The 16,981-nt window shown below is 55.1% G+C and carries 18 protein-coding genes; 6 read left to right on the top strand and 12 right to left on the bottom strand.

The genetic code is table 11. The annotated features are described in order from the left end of the window. Positions 1–105: 105 nt before the first annotated feature. The gene (locus tag HOO88_03470; GenBank protein NOU35816.1) at positions 106–1,122 is read right to left on the bottom strand and encodes an aldo/keto reductase; all 1,017 of its coding nucleotides are present in this window, start codon (positions 1,120–1,122) and stop codon (positions 106–108) included. Positions 1,123–1,216: 94 nt separating this feature from the next. On the opposite strand from HOO88_03470, the gene HOO88_03465 reads away from it, so the two are divergent. After that, positions 1,217–2,056, top strand: coding sequence for a hypothetical protein (locus HOO88_03465; GenBank protein ID NOU35815.1), 840 nt, complete (start codon positions 1,217–1,219; stop codon positions 2,054–2,056). Here the strand turns inward: HOO88_03465 and HOO88_03460 are convergent. The 10 genes from HOO88_03460 to HOO88_03415 all read right to left on the bottom strand — a co-directional run bounded on the left by HOO88_03460 (position 2,053) and on the right by HOO88_03415 (position 12,315). Continuing rightward, positions 2,053–3,021, bottom strand: a complete 969-nt coding sequence (locus HOO88_03460; protein ID NOU35814.1) for a Fic family protein — start codon at positions 3,019–3,021, stop codon at positions 2,053–2,055. The genes HOO88_03465 and HOO88_03460 overlap by 4 nt on opposite strands. Positions 3,022–3,348: 327 nt before the next feature. Continuing rightward, positions 3,349–3,645, bottom strand: a complete 297-nt coding sequence (locus HOO88_03455; GenBank protein ID NOU35813.1) for a class I tRNA ligase family protein — start codon at positions 3,643–3,645, stop codon at positions 3,349–3,351. Then, a complete protein-coding gene (locus HOO88_03450) occupies positions 3,638–4,216 on the bottom strand; it encodes a hypothetical protein (GenBank protein ID NOU35812.1) in 579 nt (192 codons plus the stop codon). Before HOO88_03450 ends, HOO88_03455 begins: the two co-directional genes overlap by 8 nt. Before the next feature lie 86 nt (positions 4,217–4,302). Then, complete coding sequence (locus tag HOO88_03445; GenBank protein NOU35811.1) at positions 4,303–6,828, bottom strand: leucine--tRNA ligase; 2,526 nt, start codon at positions 6,826–6,828, stop codon at positions 4,303–4,305. Positions 6,829–7,049: 221 nt separating this feature from the next. Continuing rightward, the gene (locus HOO88_03440; GenBank protein NOU35810.1) at positions 7,050–7,481 is read right to left on the bottom strand and encodes a zf-TFIIB domain-containing protein; all 432 of its coding nucleotides are present in this window, start codon (positions 7,479–7,481) and stop codon (positions 7,050–7,052) included. A gap of 188 nt (positions 7,482–7,669) precedes the next feature. After that, a complete protein-coding gene (locus HOO88_03435; GenBank protein ID NOU35809.1) occupies positions 7,670–8,863 on the bottom strand; it encodes an ATP-binding protein in 1,194 nt (397 codons plus the stop codon). 57 nt (positions 8,864–8,920) lie between these two features. Further along, the gene (locus tag HOO88_03430) at positions 8,921–10,240 is read right to left on the bottom strand and encodes a type II toxin-antitoxin system HipA family toxin (protein ID NOU35808.1); all 1,320 of its coding nucleotides are present in this window, start codon (positions 10,238–10,240) and stop codon (positions 8,921–8,923) included. Beyond that, a complete protein-coding gene (locus HOO88_03425) occupies positions 10,237–10,578 on the bottom strand; it encodes a helix-turn-helix transcriptional regulator (GenBank protein ID NOU35807.1) in 342 nt (113 codons plus the stop codon). Before HOO88_03425 ends, HOO88_03430 begins: the two co-directional genes overlap by 4 nt. Positions 10,579–10,732: 154 nt before the next feature. Next, on the bottom strand, positions 10,733–11,401 hold the full coding sequence (gene tsaA / locus HOO88_03420; GenBank protein NOU35806.1) for a tRNA (N6-threonylcarbamoyladenosine(37)-N6)-methyltransferase TrmO: 669 nt from the start codon (positions 11,399–11,401) through the stop codon (positions 10,733–10,735). A 26-nt stretch (positions 11,402–11,427) separates the two neighbouring features. After that, a complete protein-coding gene (locus HOO88_03415) occupies positions 11,428–12,315 on the bottom strand; it encodes an EamA family transporter (protein ID NOU35805.1) in 888 nt (295 codons plus the stop codon). 134 nt (positions 12,316–12,449) lie between these two features. Between HOO88_03415 and HOO88_03410 the strand changes: the two genes are divergently transcribed. The 4 genes from HOO88_03410 (at position 12,450) to HOO88_03395 (ending at position 15,639) form a co-directional block, all read left to right on the top strand. After that, positions 12,450–12,785 (top strand): rubredoxin, encoded by a 336-nt coding sequence (locus HOO88_03410; GenBank protein NOU35804.1) that lies wholly within the window; start codon positions 12,450–12,452, stop codon positions 12,783–12,785. Between the two features lie 121 nt (positions 12,786–12,906). Then, positions 12,907–13,854: a metalloregulator ArsR/SmtB family transcription factor gene (locus HOO88_03405; GenBank protein ID NOU35803.1), complete on the top strand. Its 948-nt coding sequence runs from the start codon at positions 12,907–12,909 to the stop codon at positions 13,852–13,854. A 2-nt stretch (positions 13,855–13,856) separates the two neighbouring features. Then, positions 13,857–15,275: an adenosylhomocysteinase gene (locus HOO88_03400; GenBank protein ID NOU35802.1), complete on the top strand. Its 1,419-nt coding sequence runs from the start codon at positions 13,857–13,859 to the stop codon at positions 15,273–15,275. A gap of 181 nt (positions 15,276–15,456) precedes the next feature. Further along, positions 15,457–15,639, top strand: a complete 183-nt coding sequence (locus HOO88_03395; protein NOU35801.1) for a hypothetical protein — start codon at positions 15,457–15,459, stop codon at positions 15,637–15,639. A gap of 60 nt (positions 15,640–15,699) precedes the next feature. Here HOO88_03395 and pyrF read toward each other — a convergent pair whose 3' ends face one another. Beyond that, positions 15,700–16,395, bottom strand: a complete 696-nt coding sequence (gene pyrF, locus HOO88_03390) for an orotidine-5'-phosphate decarboxylase (protein ID NOU35800.1) — start codon at positions 16,393–16,395, stop codon at positions 15,700–15,702. Between the two features lie 72 nt (positions 16,396–16,467). Between pyrF and HOO88_03385 the strand changes: the two genes are divergently transcribed. Next, complete coding sequence (locus tag HOO88_03385) at positions 16,468–16,938, top strand: CYTH domain-containing protein (protein ID NOU35799.1); 471 nt, start codon at positions 16,468–16,470, stop codon at positions 16,936–16,938. Positions 16,939–16,981: the final 43 nt, after the last annotated feature.

The raw sequence follows: 16,981 nt of genomic DNA, 5'->3' as shown, positions 1-16,981 counted from the left end.
TTAAAAACGAGGGCCGTGTATAGCAGGAACGCCCAGAAGAGCCGAATGCTATCTGCCCCGAATTTTTCCACGCGGAACCGCGGAAAGGGTTAGACCGGCCAGAGACTACGGCAGTTTTGTACCGCGGGCGGCGACCCACAGGGAATACCACTCTTCACGCGTCAGTTCGACTTCGTCGGCCCGACAGCAGGCGACGATGCGTCCGATATTACAGGAACCGACGATCGGCTGAATCTTTGCCGGGTGGCGCAGAAGCCAGGCCATAAGAAGCGTGTCGGTCGATACGCCTTTTTCGGCGGACATCGTTTGCAGAGCCTTCAGGCATGCGGATTCCCGTTCGTTGAGATCGTTTTGACTCAGCCGTCCGTGCATCAGCGGACTGTAGGCCTGCAAGGTGATGTCGTGCAGACGGCAGTATTCGAGCGTGCCGAGAAATCCGCCGGCCCCGCCGCCCTGATCGTAATTCTGCGGCTCATCAAACATATGGGAGTGCATCAGATTAATGCGCACCTGATTCGCGACCAGCGGCTGTTCGACGAAGCGGCGCAGCAGGGCAATCTGTCCGGCGGTATGGTTGCTGACACCGAAAGCCTGAACCTTGCCGGATGCATAGAGTTTGTTGAAGGCGGCCGCGACCTCTTCCGGCTCGACCAAAGCGTCCGGGCGGTGCAGAAGCAGAATATCGAGATAATCAAGGCCAAGGCGTTTGAGGCTGGCATCCACGGACGACAGAATATGTTTTCCGGAATTGTCCAGCCGGTGGGGCGCGCCTTGAACCGGACTGTTTGGAAGGCGGATCCCGCACTTTGTCTGCACATAAATTTTTTCCCGCAGCCCCGGATTGGCTTTAAGGAATTCGCCGAAAAGAATTTCCCCTTTGCCGGAGCAGTAGATGTCGGCGTGGTCGAAAAGGTTGATGCCGCATTCGACGGCTTGTTCGAAGGCGGCGAGTCCTTGTTTTTCCTTTTCCGCATCCCGTTCCGGCCCCCAAGGGAGTGCGGAGGTCATACATCCGTAAATGATGCGTGAGGCGTTGATCTGCGATCCGGCGATTTTTTGCGTATTCATGGCGGCGATACTCAAACAGACCCGTATCGAATGGAAGCGCGAATTTGCTTTCATTATTTTCAGGAAAGTCTGGGCGTCTCGAGGGTGACATCTCCTGCCGCCTGTTGTACGATGCCGCCCTTTAAATTCTACAGAAGGGACTAAAACCATGATCGCATTGCTGATTTCAGTGATTGTTTCTGCCGCCGCAGTTATTGCCGCGAGGGTTTACCATGTCGGTTTGGGCGGGGAGATTTTCGGAGGACTCGCCGGATTCCTGCTTCCCCTGTTCTTAATCGGATTCATTGTCCGGAAAAAAATGACGGCAGTTCAAAAGGAGCTTCAAGAAAAGCTCGTGAACGGCCAGAAACAGATGAACCGGAAGATTCAGATGTTCCAAAGCCGGCCCGGCGGGAACATCAAACAAATCCAGCGCCAGCTGGAAGGCGATCAAAAGGCGCTGATCTCGGAAGCGCTGGTTTTTGTGGATCGTTTTGAGCCCTTCAAAAAATGGAGCCTGATGATGGGTCGGCAGATTGCCACCATGCGCATGCAGTTCCTCTATCAGCTGAAAGACTTCGAAGCGGTGGATAAACTTTTGGCGACGGCGGGACTATTCACCGGCCCGATGTTTATGGAGCCCATGACAATCGCCATGAAAATAGCCCGTCAGTATGAGCACGGCGAACTGGAGAAACTCGAGAGAACGTTCAAGAGTCATGTGAAATGGATGCGCGGCAATCGCGGAACCCTGCTTTACGCAGTGATGTCCTGGATTTATATGCAGCAGGGCGAGTCCGAAAAAGCGCGCATGCTTTTGGTTAAAGCAAAAGATATCACTTCCGACAAGACCCTCGCCAGCAACTGGGAACTGCTCGCCAATAACAAAGACAAACAGTTCTCGAACGCCGGACTGGGCGAAGAATGGTACAGCCTCTATCTCGAAGCCCCGCCGCTTCCCAAACAGCAGAGAATGCACGGCAACGCGCACGGCGGACGCCGGTTTTAGCGCAAAGCGGCCTGTTTTCGGGCTTCTTCAACTAAGCGGAGCGATTCGCGCCATTCTTCCCGAAGCAGAATTTTAAATGATGCAAGGGCCGGACTTAAAGGAAGCAACGGATCATCCGTTTTGATAACACCGACCGCGTTTTCATAATTCCACAGCAGGTCGATGTATTCGGCGCGGCGCGCCAGAGCAATCAGCAGGGGCGGATAGCCGCGTTTCAGTAGCGGCAGATTGGCGATCAACCGGGCGATACGTCCGTTTCCGTCAAAGAACGGATGAATGCGCACGAAGCTCAGATGTGTCCACGCATAGACATTGACCGCTTTGGGTGCCGACGTCGCCGAGCGGAGCTTCCGGTTGAACTCTTTAATCCAGCGCGCCATCAGTTTCGGCGTGTCATCCGGCCGGGCATATTCCATATAAACCGGTTTGCCGTCGCGCACGCCGGTCGTTCCGTTGTAATCGCGCTTCCAATCGCCGACCGGACGCAGAGAATCGATCGGGCTCTTCTGCATCACGCAACGGTGCAGATTGAACAGATCGTCAGCAGAGATTTTTTCTTTCTGGATCAGATCATAAATCAGCTCGACCGCCTTGGCGTGACCGTAAACCTCTTCGTGATCCTTCAGCGGCTTTCCGCTGATTGTCAGCCCCAGCTCCAGTACTTTTACGGTCTCACCCAGCGTCAGCGTATTGCCTTCGATCCCGGTCGAATCAAACGTCCAGAGAGCGGTGAATTGTTTGATCAGCGACTCTCGGATATCGGCGGGAAGATTTTCATAAAACAGGGAAGGGTGCTTTTCGGTCTTTTCCCGCGTCTTCAGGAATGAAAACACGGCGTTGTACGTGACGGTCAGCCCATGCTCGTGGTTCAGCAATTCCGCGATTTTACGAAGCGGAACGCCCTGTTCGCGCAGATTACGGATCTGCGCTTCAAACGGAGTTAAGATGGATGATGAGCCCTTCATGTGCGGATAAACTGCTCCTGACACCCCGTCTTGTCACTACTAAAATCTGATAATTTAGAACAAGTTTATCGTGACAAAATCGTCCGCCAGCCCCGCAGACGGTTTGTTTAGAGTGGTTTTAAAAATAGCAACCACTTCACCGCCTGAAGGCGGAACTACATGCCTCCCGTGCTGTATGCAAAGTGGAACTCCATGCGCCCGCATAGGTATGTAGTCCCGGCTTCAGCCGGAATCTGCTGACTCAATAGATTTTCTTAACACGCAGAAATCAGCCGATTCTAAAATTCATTGGCTGACCCCGTTACTGACTCCGTTACGTTAGTTACGTTATGAGACTGCAATGTTCACCAGTCGACCGGGGACGACGATTACCTTTTTGATCGCTTTACCTTCGGACCAGCGGATGACCGCTTCGTCGGCGACGGCGAGTTTTTCGATCTCTTCTTTGGTCGCGGTGGACGGCACGGTGATTTGTCCGCGGACTTTACCGTTGACCTGCAAGGCCATCCGAATCTCGTCGCGGTGCAGCGCGGCTTCGACCACTTCCGGCCATTTAGCCGCAAGAATTCCGCCGGTATGACCAAGTTCTTTCCAGAGCTCTTCGCTTATACTTTGTTTATAGATGGGTTCTGTTTGCTGAAACGTAAAACGCGGAAAAGCCGGCTCGGATAAGTTCGCGCATCATAAGATCAACTTCTTCTGAGGAAGCTTTAGACCATGCTGATACCTGATATTGAAGGTCGGTGATTTGCACAACGCTTAGCTTTTCGGCAAAAGCTTTAACTTCTCCGGTCTTGCTGTCGATCAGGAGGATGGAAAGCCATGCGAAGGCATATGTATCGTTGTTTTTCACGAAGAAACCGATACCTTCTGCAGGTCGTCCGTCAACAAACCCTTTGTGCGGCTGGATCACCAGTCGGGTGTCCGCCCCGTGTGGATTGTCCGTCACGCGGTATTTTTTATCGGTCAGATAACTTTTGATTTTGCTCAGAAGCGGATCAAGAAAGGGGGTTCCGTAGATTTGTGTAGGGGAACCCGTCGGGCCGAAGAACTCAATAAAGCCAGAATAATTCGACTCCATGTAGATGGTTTTGATTGATGACTTTTCCGTCGGAGAAAGGGGGCGGGTTGAAAAACATCCTGATACTAGTAACATTCCTGATAGAAATAATAAACAGACGAATATTTTCATCATGTATTTCCTTACCTCTACATTCAGGCTCATCTAACAGCCTATCCTCACAGTTTTGATTTAATATGAAAATTTAATAATGAGGTTTGTTAACCCACGGCAATGTTCACCAGACGGCCGGGGACGACGATGACTTTTTTGATCGTTTTGCCTTCGGACCAGCGGATGACGGCTTCGTCGGTGACGGCGAGTTTTTCGATCTCTTCTTTGGTCGCGGTGGACGGCACGGTGATTTGTCCGCGGACTTTACCGTTAACCTGCAAGGCCATCTGAATTTCGTCGCGGTGCAGCGCGGCTTCGACCACTTCCGGCCATTTAGCCGCAAGAATTCCGCCGGTATGACCAAGTTCTTTCCACAGCTCTTCGGAGATATGCGGCGCGAAGGGCGAAATCAGGACGATCACTTTTTCGATGGCGTCACGGAAAACCGCTTTGGCCTGATCGGAACTGGCGGCATCGACTTTGATTTCATCGATAGCGTTCATCAGTTCCATGATGGTGGAAATAGCCGTATGGAAATGGAACGCGCCGTCGAGGTCGCTGGTGATTTTCTTCACCGACTCGTTCAGCTTGCGGTAGAGATCGCGTTCCGGCTTGTCCATTGCGTTAATGTTGCAGGCAGGGATGCCTGCGGTACAAAGCATCTCTTTGTTCTGCCAGACGCGGCGCCAGATGCGGGCGAGGAAACGGTAAGAGCCTTCGACGGCGCTGTCGTTCCACTCGGCTTCTTTTTCCGGCGGGCCGATGAAGAGCGTATAGAGGCGCACGGTGTCGGCGCCGTAGTTTTCGATCAGCTCGTTCGGGCTGACGACGTTGCCTTTGGATTTACTCATCTTGTAGAGCTTGCCGTCGATGTCGCTCTTTTTGCAGATCATTCCCTGCGTGAAAAGTTTGGCGAACGGTTCGTCGAAGCCGATCAGGCCGAGGTCGTGAATGACCTTGGTGAAGAAGCGGGCGTAGAGCAGGTGCAGAATGGCGTGCTCGATGCCGCCGATATACTGGTCAACCGGCAGCCACTGGTTGCAGGCCTTGCTGTCAATCGCTTGAGAACTGTCGCGGGCATTGAGGTAGCGCAGGAAGTACCAGCTTGAATCGACGAACGTGTCCATCGTGTCGGACTCGCGCCGCGCCGGTTCGCCGCACTTCGGGCAGGAACAATTCATGAACGCATCCGAGCCTTTGAGCGGCGACTCGCCGGTCGGCTTGAACTCGACGTCGGTCGGCAGAAGAACCGGCAGTTCATCGTCGTTGACGGGAACCATGCCGCAGCGGTCGCAATAGACGATCGGAATCGGCGCGCCCCAGTAGCGCTGGCGGGAAATCAGCCAGTCGCGCAGGCGGAAATTGATCGTGCCTTTGCCGAAGCCTTTTTCTTCGGCGTGCTTGATCATCGCGCTGATCGCCTCGCGGTTCGGTAGGCCGGTGAATTCGCCGGAGTCGCAGCAGACGCCGTCTTCGGTGTAGGCGTCGTCCATGTCGGCGAGAACAAGCGAGCCTTCCGGATTTTGAATCGAGAGCTTGATCGGCAGGTTGTATTTTTTGGCGAAAGCCCAGTCGCGGGTATCGTGCGCCGGAACGGCCATCACCGCGCCGGTGCCGTACATCAGCACATAGTCGCCGACCCACAGCGGAACTTTCTCGCCGGTGAACGGATTAACAACATAGCGCCCGGTAAAGACGCCTTTCTTTTCGAGCACGTCGGATTCGCGGTCGAGGTTGGTCAGCTTCGCGCTGTCGGCGACAAACTTCAGCACTTCCTGCTCCTGCGGCAGACCGGCGATCATCTCCTTGAGATTCACGTATTCCGGCGCAAGCACCATATAGGTGCAGCCGTAAATGGTGTCCACGCGGGTGGTGAAGCAGGAAACTTTGTTCGAGCAGTCGGCTTTGCCGTCGGCGCGCGGAACGAGCGCGAAATCAATTTCCGATCCTTCGGAGCGGCCGATCCAGTTGCGCTGCATCGTCTTTACGCGCTCCGGCCAGCCTTCGAGCGTGTCGAGATCGTCGAGCAGGCGCTGGGCGTAGTCGGTGATTTTGAAAAACCACTGTTCGAGCGCCTTCTGCACCACGGTCGAATCGCACCGGTCGCAGAGGCCGTCGACGACCTGTTCGTTGGCCAGCACCGTCGCGCAGCTCGGGCACCAGTTGACGTTGCTTTTCTTCTTATAGGCCAGCCCGCGGTTGAACATCTGGATGAACAGCCACTGCGTCCATTTGTAATATTCCGGCTCGCAGGAGGTGACTTCCTTATCCCAGTCGTAGCAGCAGCCCCAGGCGGCGAGCTGTTCCTTCATCACAACGATATTCTTGAGCGTGCTTTCGCGCGGCGGCGTACCGGTTTTGATTGCGGCGTTTTCGGCGGGCAGGCCGAACGCGTCCCAGCCCATCGGCGAGAGCACATTGAAGCCGCGCATCTTTTTATAGCGGACGACGGCGTCGCCGATGATGTAGTTACGGCCGTGGCCGACGTGCAGTTTGCCGGACGGATAGGGGAACATCATCAGGCAGTAATACTTCTGCGCCGTCTTTGACAGATCGGTTTTGAACAGGCCGTGCTCGTTCCAGTGCGCCTGCCACTTCGGTTCAATTTCAGAAAAAGGGTATTTCTCGTTCATTATTATTTCCTCTCCGCCCGGTCGGGGACCGGGCCTACAGAAGCGGATTCGAAAAACTGTAGGCCGTGTGCCCTCACACGGCGTTTGTAAACCGCAACAGACTACGGATTCCGGCGGATTTTCCAAGCCTTGGAAGCAGATTTTCTGATCTACAAAAAGAACATCCGGAGTGCTTCCAAGAACTGGAAACGCTCCGGATGTGATGACGCAGGCGCAGCCGGTTATTTCTTCTTCTGCGGGTTCGCTGCGGTGTGCATGGATATAAAGGCGATCAGGAACTGTTTGGCTTTGAAGAAGAGGTTCTCGGTTGCCTTTTCAGCTGATGTGACGTGAGCCATGTCACGGAGTTCACCTGCATCAAGGAAGTAACCGTGGCAGGCGGTGCAGACTTCAAATTTGAGGAGAGGATCTTCACGGTCGGAAGCAGTTTGCATCGGTTTTCCGCAGCGGGGACATTTGATGTCGTGAACTTTATTCATCTGCAGGCCCTTGATTTTGCTGCCGGCGTCAACCGAAGTGCCGCCCTTAGCTTCTGCCAAATCTTCCGCCTCGAAAACATCACACCAGATTCCTCCGCAGTCGGCGCAACGATCAACGGTCGTATCAGCGTATTTTGCGCTTCCCATAGAACCATTACATTTTGGACATTTCATTTCAGAGTTCCTTCCCGGTCTTCTAATTCATACGCCTGTTAAATTGGCGCCGAGCCTACAGAACGTCACTGAACTTTCCAAGGATTGGAAGGATGTTTTTCGACCCTCGGACTTTCCTGCGTCACGGCACCAAGGCGCGCTGCATAACTTTGATGAGTTCGTTGTCGTTTTCGTCGAGGTTGACGAGATCAGTCTTTCTTCCAGTCGTCGCCCGGCATGACGCGATGCATGAAACCATCGAATAGCGGAACCGTGAAAGCGGTATCTCCGTGATTCGGACTCCAAATCATTCCTTTGTTAATCAACTGGCCGCGAGTCGGTCCGAGGGCGCTTACCTTGCGGTTAAGAATATCCGCGATATCGCCGGAGCGGTGCGGCCCGGCTCCGAGTTCGGCCATGGCTCGCAGATAACGTTTTTCTGCTGGCGTCAGACGATCAAAACGGACGCGAAAGAAACTTTCATCAAGAGCGGCAATGGCTTCTTTTGAAACCAGCGTTACGTCCAGAAGAGTGATGGGGGATTTTTCGGCGGCATCCCAGGCATGTTTCCCCCACTCCTGAATGAAATAGGGGTATCCTTCGGTTTCCTGTACAATCCGCTCCAGCGCATCTTTTTCGACAAGCACATTCTGATCTGCGGCAGGTTTAAGGATGGCCTGTTTCGCGGCGTCCGGATTAAGAGGGCCAATTTCCGGGAAATCGAATAAACGCTCAGCGTAGGACTTTGCTCTTCCCATACGACCACGCAACTGCGGCAACCCTGCTCCGACCAGCATAACTGGCAACTGACGTTGTGAAACCCTGTGAAGTGCCATAATTAGTGCTTCAAGTTCTGTTTCCTGAACATATTGGAGCTCGTCAACAAACATGACGAGCGCGGTACCGGCACTTTTTGCTGCAGCGCCAACTACTTCCAATAAGGCCTGGAGGTCGTGTTCCAAATCGCCGTTATCGGCCAGCCCCGGTTCGGGATCAAAATCAAAACCCACTTCAATGTCTTCGTATTTAACCTTCAGGGCTTTGGCAAAACCGGCAAGTCCGCGGAGTGCCCGTTGCGCCAACTCTTTTGCTTTTTCGTTTCGGGAAAGACGAAGGAGGCATTGACGGAGTTGCGGGGCCAGCAAGGCGGGCAAAGAGCGGTTTTCCGGAGCTTCGATTCGTAAGGTCTGAATTCCGGATGTTTCTGCATCATCACGCATTCTATCCAGCAACACCGTTTTGCCAACGCCGCGCAATCCGACCAGCAGAACGCTCTTGGTTGGAAACCCAAGGCGAGTTCGTTCGATGGCAATATGAATGGTTTTTAGGAGTTCGTCGCGTCCGGCTAGTTCTGGAGGAGGAGTCCCTGCACCCGGTGCAAATGGATTAGTGATCGGATTCATAGAGAGACGTATATAGCGAAATTAGGCTAATTACAATATTTTTATAATTTAAATAATTTACCTATATATCTGGCGGTGATGGCTGGCAATCTGCTGTGCGGTTTGTTCGGGGACGCCGGCTTCCGTGGCGAACTGCGGCCAGCGGGCAAGGGCGGCGGCGGTTTCTTCAAGTATCTGATTTACCCCGTTTTTGCGGAGGATGCTGAAGCGTTTGGCGACGGCTTCAAAGTCGGCTTTTTCAAAGTTGTCGTGTTTGCCGTTGACGCTCATCTGGTGACGGCGCGTCCACGCGCCGTCGGGGTTGTAGCAGTAAATGACGTCGTAGGCCGGAGCGAGCCGCCATTCACCCCGCTTGTTCATCAGGAAGGCGATATTTTTTGTATGGTCGTCCTGATTGCGGGCCATGACGTTGAAGACCATTCGCCGGAAGAGTTGTTCAAGTGCGCCAGCACCAAGTCCGAGACGCTGCGCGACATCCAGCGCCTGTTCGTAGCCGTAGGCTCCCGCCTGATTGAAATCCATGTGGGCGATGCCGCAGAGCGACTGCATGAAAATCTTTTTTCCGTCATTCGTGCGGTCGAAGCGGCGGGTCATAAAATGACTGCGCCCGTTTTCCTGAAAGAGGCGGCATTCGCTCATTTCGATTTCGGCGGCCAGCGCCATGCGGTGATAGGCGTATTCAATTTTGCCGAAGCCCTGCGGATCGTTGAGTTCTTTATCGCGGTTGCCGCCGATGCCGTCGAATTTGATCAGCCAGTAGCCGAAGCCGGGCGGCGCTTTGACCTGTCCGGAGCGGACTTCGCCGGTTTTCTCGTTCCACGCGATAACGGCTTTGGCGCGCGCGCCGCCTGCCGAGGTGCCGACCCGCAAAATATCGCGCATGCCGTCGAGTTCTTCTTCGTTTTCCGGGCCGATTTTTGTGGCGAGCATTTCTTTCTGCGCCAGTGCGGTGTTGGCCAGATCGACCAGCGCCGCCACGTTGACCGGAACCGAGCCGCTTTGCCGGTCGCGGAGGGCGGGGCGGAATTCCAGCGCGCCCATGCCGCGCTGTCCGAGGTAGCAGAGTCGCTCGACCGGCGTGAAGTCGGCGGGAGAGCGTCCGGTGCGGACGAGCCATTCATCGATCAGCAGGTTACCGAACCGGTCGGGCAGGGCGTCGGCCAGCATACCGGGCAGTCCGTGGAACGACTCGCGCGCCAGTTCGGGAAAGGAATAGACCTGCTTGCGCAGCGGCATGGTGAGCGGCGCGAGTGCAATGCCGCTGTCGAGGAAGTCCGGCGCATACTCAAACAGCGCCAGCTGCCGGTCAGCATCCCACGAGGCCGATCCGATGACGTTACCCCACAGGAGCACATCAGCTGTGACGGACGGATTCATTCTTCATTCCAGACCCACGGTGTCGTGCGGGGTTGCGGATAGGTGAACTTGCCGGAAGCTTTTTTGCGCTTCTTCCCGTTGAGCTTCGAGAGTTGTACCGGACTGATTTCCGGTTCGGGAAGAAACAGGTCGAGTTGCGACAGGCATCCCAGTTCCCGGAGGATGGAGATCAGGGTGTCGATAGTGAAGCTTTCGCCGCGCTCGGCTCCGACCAGTGTGCGGCGGGCGATACCGGCCTTTTCGGCCAGTGCCGCCTGCGTGATATTCCGGTTGAGGCGCTCGCTTTGCAGGCGCTTTCCGATCTCCTGACGGATCGCCTCGTTGCTGGCTGTTTCCATATTCATCATGGTGGAATTATCGTCATTTTCAGGCGTCAGGCAAGATAAAAGTTAAATTAAATGCTCATTAAACAATAAACGCAGAGAGCATAAAATTGCTCATAAAGTCAAAAAAAGCCATAATTGAGCAATAAGTTTCTCCGTAACATACAAATTAAATTATAGAAATGATGGTTACGGACTTGCCGGCGTGTTTCCACTTCACATCGAAGTCGAATAGCCGGGTTCCGAAAATCCGCGCCGGGTCATCGTCCTGATAGGCGGGGCGCGGGTTGTAGCTGAGGACGTCGGTGATGAGCTGCTGCTGATTTTTTTCCAAGGTCTGGAAAACCGTCTGCGCTTCCGGAGTTAAAGCAACCGTGTTGACCGGTTCCGGCGCGTCGTCGGCGAAGCCGCCGCGCGCGCCGGGAATGCTGTCGGCGTACGGAATGTACGGCTTAATGTCCAGAACCGGAGTTCCGTCGAGAAAGTCGCCGCCTATGAGTTCCAGTGTTGTGCCGCGCACGGCTTTGAGTTCGACGACGGAAAGACCGATCGGGTTGGGACGGAACGGCGAGCGTGTGGCGAAAACCCCCAGGCGGGTATTGCCGCCGAGGCGCGGCGGACGAACCGTCGGCTGAAACGTTTCGCAGATGCTTTCATGAAAGGCGAACACGATCCAAAGATGGGAAAACTTCTCAATGCCGCGCAGTGCTTCGGCGACGTTGTACGGCGGGAGCAGTTCGAGCGTGGCGGTCGCGCTTTTGATCAGTCCCGGCTGGCGCGGGATGCCGAACTTTTCCTTAAAGCAGGAGCGAATGATTCCGACCGGTTCGATATTCATGGCGACTTTTCCAATCCAATATTTGCCTAAGGAGCGCGTCCGGAAATAATCAGGACGATGGCGGTGAGCAGAATCAGCGCACCGGCCAGGCGGCGGAGCATGACGCCGCGTCCGGCGGTGTGTTCGAGGTTGCCGATATGCCGCCCGAACGCCCAGACCAACAGAACACTCCAGAGAGCATGTGAGCTGTACATGACGTTCACTTCCGGCGCGTGACCGTAGCGGCCGACCGCCAGCCCCATACAGATACCTGGCAGTGAAGCGATCATCATGCCGGTTTTTAGGTGCCGCCGTGCGGGGCGCGATAGGTCGCGGTAGGGTGTTCCGAAGCGCGGAATCAGCGTGAACATCAGCAGGGAGGCCATCATAAACATCAGTCCGGTGAAGCGCAGGGCGCCCCAGCCGCCCGCCCATTTTTGCAGACAGACGTCGCAGAGCGCGTAACAGAAAACCGCGCCAGCCATCAGTCCTGCGGTTTTTAGAAACGACGCATGGGTTTTCGGGTCCGGCGTGCGCATAACCAGCAGGGCGACGGCGGTGAGTCCGCAGGCAGCCCAGACGTTGGGTGAAAGCGGGGCGCCCAGCAGTAGCGCAGTGAGCAGGGCGTTAAAGACCGGCTTCATTCCCGCCACCGGCGCGATCAGGCTGACTTCGCCGGTGCGCAGGGCGCTCATCCACAGCGACGCTCCGCCTAGCCAGCAGATGGTGGCGAGCATCGGTTGATAAAACTGATGCCACGGCGCGGCGGTTCCGGCGAGAAGCACAAAGGGAAGAAGAAGAACGGTGGTTGTCCAGGTCATGGCGGCGAAGACGCGGAAGACGCCGCACCCTTCGGTCATAGCCTGCTTGTTGAAGATGCTGCCGGTGCTGTAGCCCAGCGCGGCGATCAGAGCGAGAAGAAGATAGACCGGCATATCGGACGATCCTTTACCGGCGGATTAATGTTTTGAGTTTCATGCGCCGCAGTGTAGGCTTTGCCGCAGACAATCACAAGTGCGCTTGGTTACGATGAAAGCGCCTGAACAGTAACTCAACCGGAGGAAAGACGATGAAGAAGTGGAAATGTGAAGCCTGCGGATATATTCATGATGGGGATGAAGCGCCTTGCAAATGTCCGAAGTGCGGAGCGCCGAAGGAGCAGTTTAAACAGCTCGACGATGCCGCGGCCAAACTGGTTGAGCGCTCACGCCACACCAATACTCTGCACGCTCACGTCATTGATCTGGCCCGCCAGCTGGAAGCGGCCTGCAACGCGGGGATTAAAGACGAGCTCGATCCCGGCTGTGTGGACGTGTTCACCAAATCCCGTGCGATGGCGTGGCAGATGATGAAGCTTTCGCTGACCGAAATGCAGGGCCACATGAAAAAAGGCAAGTGGGGCTGATGCGAAAAGCTGAGAGCTGAAGCTTGAAACCTGAAAGGCGCTCCGGATTCCGGGGCGCCTTTTTCTGTCTTGCTTCCGGTCCGTAAATATCCTTTCATCCGGACAAGCGGATAAATGAAGTATGACCGAAACCAACATTCTGGAAGTGTTTAAGGCGCTGGGCGATGAAGGTCGCTTGCGGATTCTGCGAGCTGTGGAGATTTCCGAGCTGTCGGTGGCCGAAATCGTCGAGGCGCTAAAAATGCCGCAGTCGTCGGTGAGCCGCCACTTGAAGCCGTTGCGCGACAGCGGACTGCTCGATACCCGCCGCGAGGGGACTTCCGTTTATTACCGGCGCGGGCCGGTTTTTCAGGATCAGACCTTTGCTCAGCTGATGAGCGAAAAGTTGGCCGAGTTGCGCGGTGCCAGCCGCGACCGCGCTGCGGTGGATCGCGCGATTGAGCTGCGCCGCAAGGAAAGCACGAAATTTTTTGACGAAATCGCCGGACGCTATGGCTCGCTGACTCAGCCGGGCGGCGGCTGGCAGGCTCTGGCTACCGCACTGGCCGCCGGATTCGCCGGACAGACGGTGGCGGATATCGGTTGCGGCGAAGGCGATCTGACGCTGCTGCTGGCGCGCTTCGCAAAGCGGGTCGTGGCGGTTGACCTTTCGGCGCAGATGCTGCGCGTGGTGCAGGAACGTTCCGAAGAAGCGGGCGTGGCGCGGCGCGTGACGGTGGGTCGCGGCGATCTGGAAAAACTTCCGCTGGAATCAAACAGCATGGACGCCGCTTTTGTGAGTCAGGTTCTGCATCATGCCGCGCGGCCGGAAAAGGCGCTGGCGGAAGCGGCGCGAATCCTGAAACCGGGCGGACGGCTGATTCTGCTCGATCTGGCCCAGCACGATCAGGAATGGGTGAGGACAGAGTGGGCGGATCAGTGGCTCGGATTCGACGAGCGCGAACTGCGCGGCTGGCTGGCCGGCACAGGATTTAAGATGGAGATTTTCCAAACGCTGGAGGGGCCGACGCCGGCTTTTTCTGTGGTGATGATTGTGGCAACTAAAGAAGAGAAGAAACGGAGCAAATAGATATGGCGAAGAAAGCGATTTCAAAAAAAGGTGATTATCTGGTCAAGGATCTGTCGCTGGCAGAATTCGGGCGCAAGGAAATGGAGCTGGCGGAATATGAAATGCCCGGTCTGATGGCGCTGCGTGAAAAATACGGTAAAGAGAAGCCGCTCAAAGGCGCGCACATCACCGGGTCGCTGCACATGACGATTCAAACGGCGATGCTGATCGAGACACTGCAGATTCTCGGCGCGAAGGTTCGCTGGGCGAGCTGTAACATTTATTCCACGCAGGATCATGCCGCTGCCGCCATTGCTGTTACCGGTACGCCGGTTTTCGCGGTGAAGGGCGAGACGCTGGAAGAGTACTGGGATTACACCGACCGCATCCTCGACTGGGGCAACGGTAAAGGTCCGAACATGATTCTCGATGACGGCGGCGACGCGACGCTGTTTGTCCACCTCGGACTGCGGGCTGAAAGCGACCCTTCGATTCTCGATCGCAAGCCGGGCAGCCACGAAGAAAAAGTTCTGCTGGCGCAGCTGAAGACGGCGCTTAAGAAAGACCCGAAACGTTTCTCGCGCATCGCCAAAGGCATTATCGGCGTCAGCGAAGAAACCACCACAGGGGTTCATCGTCTTTACCAGATGATGGAACGCGGCGAACTGCTTTTCCCGGCGTTTAATGTGAACGACTCGGTGACCAAGTCGAAGTTCGATAATCTCTATGGCTGCCGTCACTCGCTGGTGGATGGAATTATGCGCGCCACCGACGTGATGCTTTCCGGAAAAGTTTGTGTGGTCGCCGGTTACGGCGACGTCGGCAAAGGTTCCTGCCAGTCGCTTAAAGGGCAGGGCGCGCGGGTTGTCGTCACGGAAATTGACCCGATCTGCGCTTTGCAGGCCGCGATGGAAGGGTACGAAGTGATGACCATGGACGATGCCTGCGCCCTCGGCGATCTGTTCGTTACCACGACCGGCTGCTGCGATGTCATCACGGAAACGCACATGCGGAAGATGAAAGACATGGCGATCGTCTGTAACATCGGCCATTTCGATAGCGAAATTCAGGTCGAGAAGCTCAAGAAATATAAATGGACCAACATCAAGCCGCAGGTGGACAAAATCACCTTCCCGACCAAGAAGAGCATTCTGTTGCTCGCGGAAGGACGTTTAGTCAACCTCGGTTGTGCAACTGGCCATCCGAGCTTCGTCATGTCAAACAGCTTCACCAATCAGGTGCTGGCGCAGATGGAGCTCTACTGCAACCCCGGCAAATATCCGGTGGGAGTTTACACACTGCCGAAAAACCTCGACGAAGAAGTCGCGCGGTTGCATCTGGAAAAGATCGGCGTAAAGCTGGAAAAACTGACCCGCGCTCAGGCTAAATATCTTGGCTTATCGACGACCGGCCCGTTTAAACCGGCGCATTACCGGTATTAAAAGGCAGGCCGATCTCGCCGAAACCCGTCTCGGATTCCGAGGCGGGTTTTTTGCGGACGGACGGAAGACAAGAGAAATAAGTGTGGTGAAATACCGTACATTCTTCAAAAAACAAACTTGGTAATAGCCATCTATTTTTGTAGGATATAGCCAACATAACAACAGAGAAGGAGAAGATGTTATGGCAACAAACCCCATCGGAAAAGGTACCAAGACGATTGGTATCAATATGTCGAAGACCATGGCAGACGATCTGGAAAAACGTGCAGACTCTATGCACATTTCCAAAAGCAAATACTGCAAGATCGTTCTGCAACAGTGGCTCCAGTCAGGCAAGAAGCTGACTCTGGCCGAAAAGAAGTAGGAACCATTCCGAACTTCGACAAATATTTTCTATGAAAATATTTGGAAAAATGCCCCGTAATTACGGGGCATTTTTTATGTCGGCGAAAATCGCCCGAACCGCTAAGGCCGGATCTTCCGCCTGCAGAATCGGACGGCCGACCACCAGATGAGTGGCTCCCTGCTGCACGGCGAAGGCTGGTGTCGCGACCCGTTTCTGGTCGCCAGCCTCCCCGTCCGGCATGCGGATGCCGGGGGTTACCAGCAGTGCCTGCGGAAATTTTTTCCGCAATGCGCCCGCTTCGTGAGCACTGGTCACCAATCCATCGATGCCGGAAGAAATGGCAAGTTCGCCCAGCGCCAGAGCCTGATCTGACACGCTGCGACCGATGCCTAGATCGGCAAAGTCATCCTGCGAAAGACTGGTGAGCGTGGTCACAGCCACCAGTTTCGGCGGATTGGAACATTCGCGCGCCGCTTCAGCGGCGGCTTCCAGCATGGCCCGTCCGCCGATGGCGTGCACCGTCATCAGGTTGACGCCATGGCTGGCGGCGGTTTTTACCGCATTGGCAACCGTGCGCGGAATATCGTGCAGTTTGAGGTCCAGAAATATTTTTTTATTCCGCCGTTTCAGCGGGTCAAGAATGGACGGGCCTTCGGCGCAGAACAGTTCGAGACCCACCTTATACCACTCAATGCTGTCCGGAAGGCGGGTGAGCGCTTCTTCCATCTCTTTGGCGGTCGGAACATCCAGCGCGACGATCAGGGCAGGTTTCATTTTTATTCCTTTCATTCGAAATCAGTTGCGCTAAAAATCCCTGAACCGCAGACCGAAAGCAAGGATTTGTTCATGAAGCAGGAAATCGAACGCAAATTTCTGGTAACTGGTTATGGATGGCGCAAAACCGCCGGAGACGGATTGTCCTGCCGGCAGGGCTACATCACCTCCGCGCCGGACGGGGCGACCGTTCGCGTCCGGTTGCTGGGCGGAAAGGGGTTTTTGACGATCAAAGGCGCTACTCAAGGGATTTCCCGGCCCGAACTGGAATATGAAATTCCGGTGGCAGAGGCCGAGTATATGATTCAAAACCTTTGCGGCGGGCGGCAGATCGAAAAAAGACGTTATACACTGCGAATCGATCAGGTGGTTTGGGAGATCGATGAATTTTCCGGGCCGAACGCCGGATTGATTCTGGCTGAAATCGAACTTGAAAGTGAAAATCAGTCGTTCGAAAAACCGGAGTGGCTGGGCGAAGAAGTCTCTCATGACCATCGTTACACCAACGCCGCGCTCGCCCGCTGTCCCATTGCCCGGTGGTGAGTCCATTCAACTTTTCTTCAAAAAGTTCTTAACACCAAAAAGT

Source organism: Kiritimatiellaceae bacterium, assembly GCA_013141415.1.
Classification (GTDB): domain Bacteria; phylum Verrucomicrobiota; class Kiritimatiellia; order Kiritimatiellales; family Tichowtungiaceae; genus Tichowtungia.
The sequence above is the reverse complement of the archived record's forward strand: the minus strand, read 5'-3'. Positions and strand labels throughout refer to the sequence as shown.

Coding starts and splice junctions, on each gene's coding strand:
- HOO88_03405 (NOU35803.1), top strand. CDS start 12,907: ATGACCGAAACCAACATTCTGGAAGTGTTTAAGGCGCTGGGCGATGAA.
- HOO88_03410 (NOU35804.1), top strand. CDS start 12,450: ATGAAGAAGTGGAAATGTGAAGCCTGCGGATATATTCATGATGGGGAT.
- tsaA (NOU35806.1), bottom strand. CDS start 11,401: ATGAATATCGAACCGGTCGGAATCATTCGCTCCTGCTTTAAGGAAAAG.
- HOO88_03385 (NOU35799.1), top strand. CDS start 16,468: ATGAAGCAGGAAATCGAACGCAAATTTCTGGTAACTGGTTATGGATGG.
- HOO88_03465 (NOU35815.1), top strand. CDS start 1,217: ATGATCGCATTGCTGATTTCAGTGATTGTTTCTGCCGCCGCAGTTATT.
- HOO88_03430 (NOU35808.1), bottom strand. CDS start 10,240: ATGAATCCGTCCGTCACAGCTGATGTGCTCCTGTGGGGTAACGTCATC.
- HOO88_03445 (NOU35811.1), bottom strand. CDS start 6,828: ATGAACGAGAAATACCCTTTTTCTGAAATTGAACCGAAGTGGCAGGCG.
- HOO88_03395 (NOU35801.1), top strand. CDS start 15,457: ATGGCAACAAACCCCATCGGAAAAGGTACCAAGACGATTGGTATCAAT.
- HOO88_03470 (NOU35816.1), bottom strand. CDS start 1,122: ATGAAAGCAAATTCGCGCTTCCATTCGATACGGGTCTGTTTGAGTATC.
- HOO88_03425 (NOU35807.1), bottom strand. CDS start 10,578: ATGGAAACAGCCAGCAACGAGGCGATCCGTCAGGAGATCGGAAAGCGC.
- pyrF (NOU35800.1), bottom strand. CDS start 16,395: ATGAAACCTGCCCTGATCGTCGCGCTGGATGTTCCGACCGCCAAAGAG.
- HOO88_03435 (NOU35809.1), bottom strand. CDS start 8,863: ATGAATCCGATCACTAATCCATTTGCACCGGGTGCAGGGACTCCTCCT.
- HOO88_03460 (NOU35814.1), bottom strand. CDS start 3,021: ATGAAGGGCTCATCATCCATCTTAACTCCGTTTGAAGCGCAGATCCGT.
- HOO88_03440 (NOU35810.1), bottom strand. CDS start 7,481: ATGAAATGTCCAAAATGTAATGGTTCTATGGGAAGCGCAAAATACGCT.
- HOO88_03400 (NOU35802.1), top strand. CDS start 13,857: ATGGCGAAGAAAGCGATTTCAAAAAAAGGTGATTATCTGGTCAAGGAT.
- HOO88_03415 (NOU35805.1), bottom strand. CDS start 12,315: ATGCCGGTCTATCTTCTTCTCGCTCTGATCGCCGCGCTGGGCTACAGC.
- HOO88_03450 (NOU35812.1), bottom strand. CDS start 4,216: ATGATGAAAATATTCGTCTGTTTATTATTTCTATCAGGAATGTTACTA.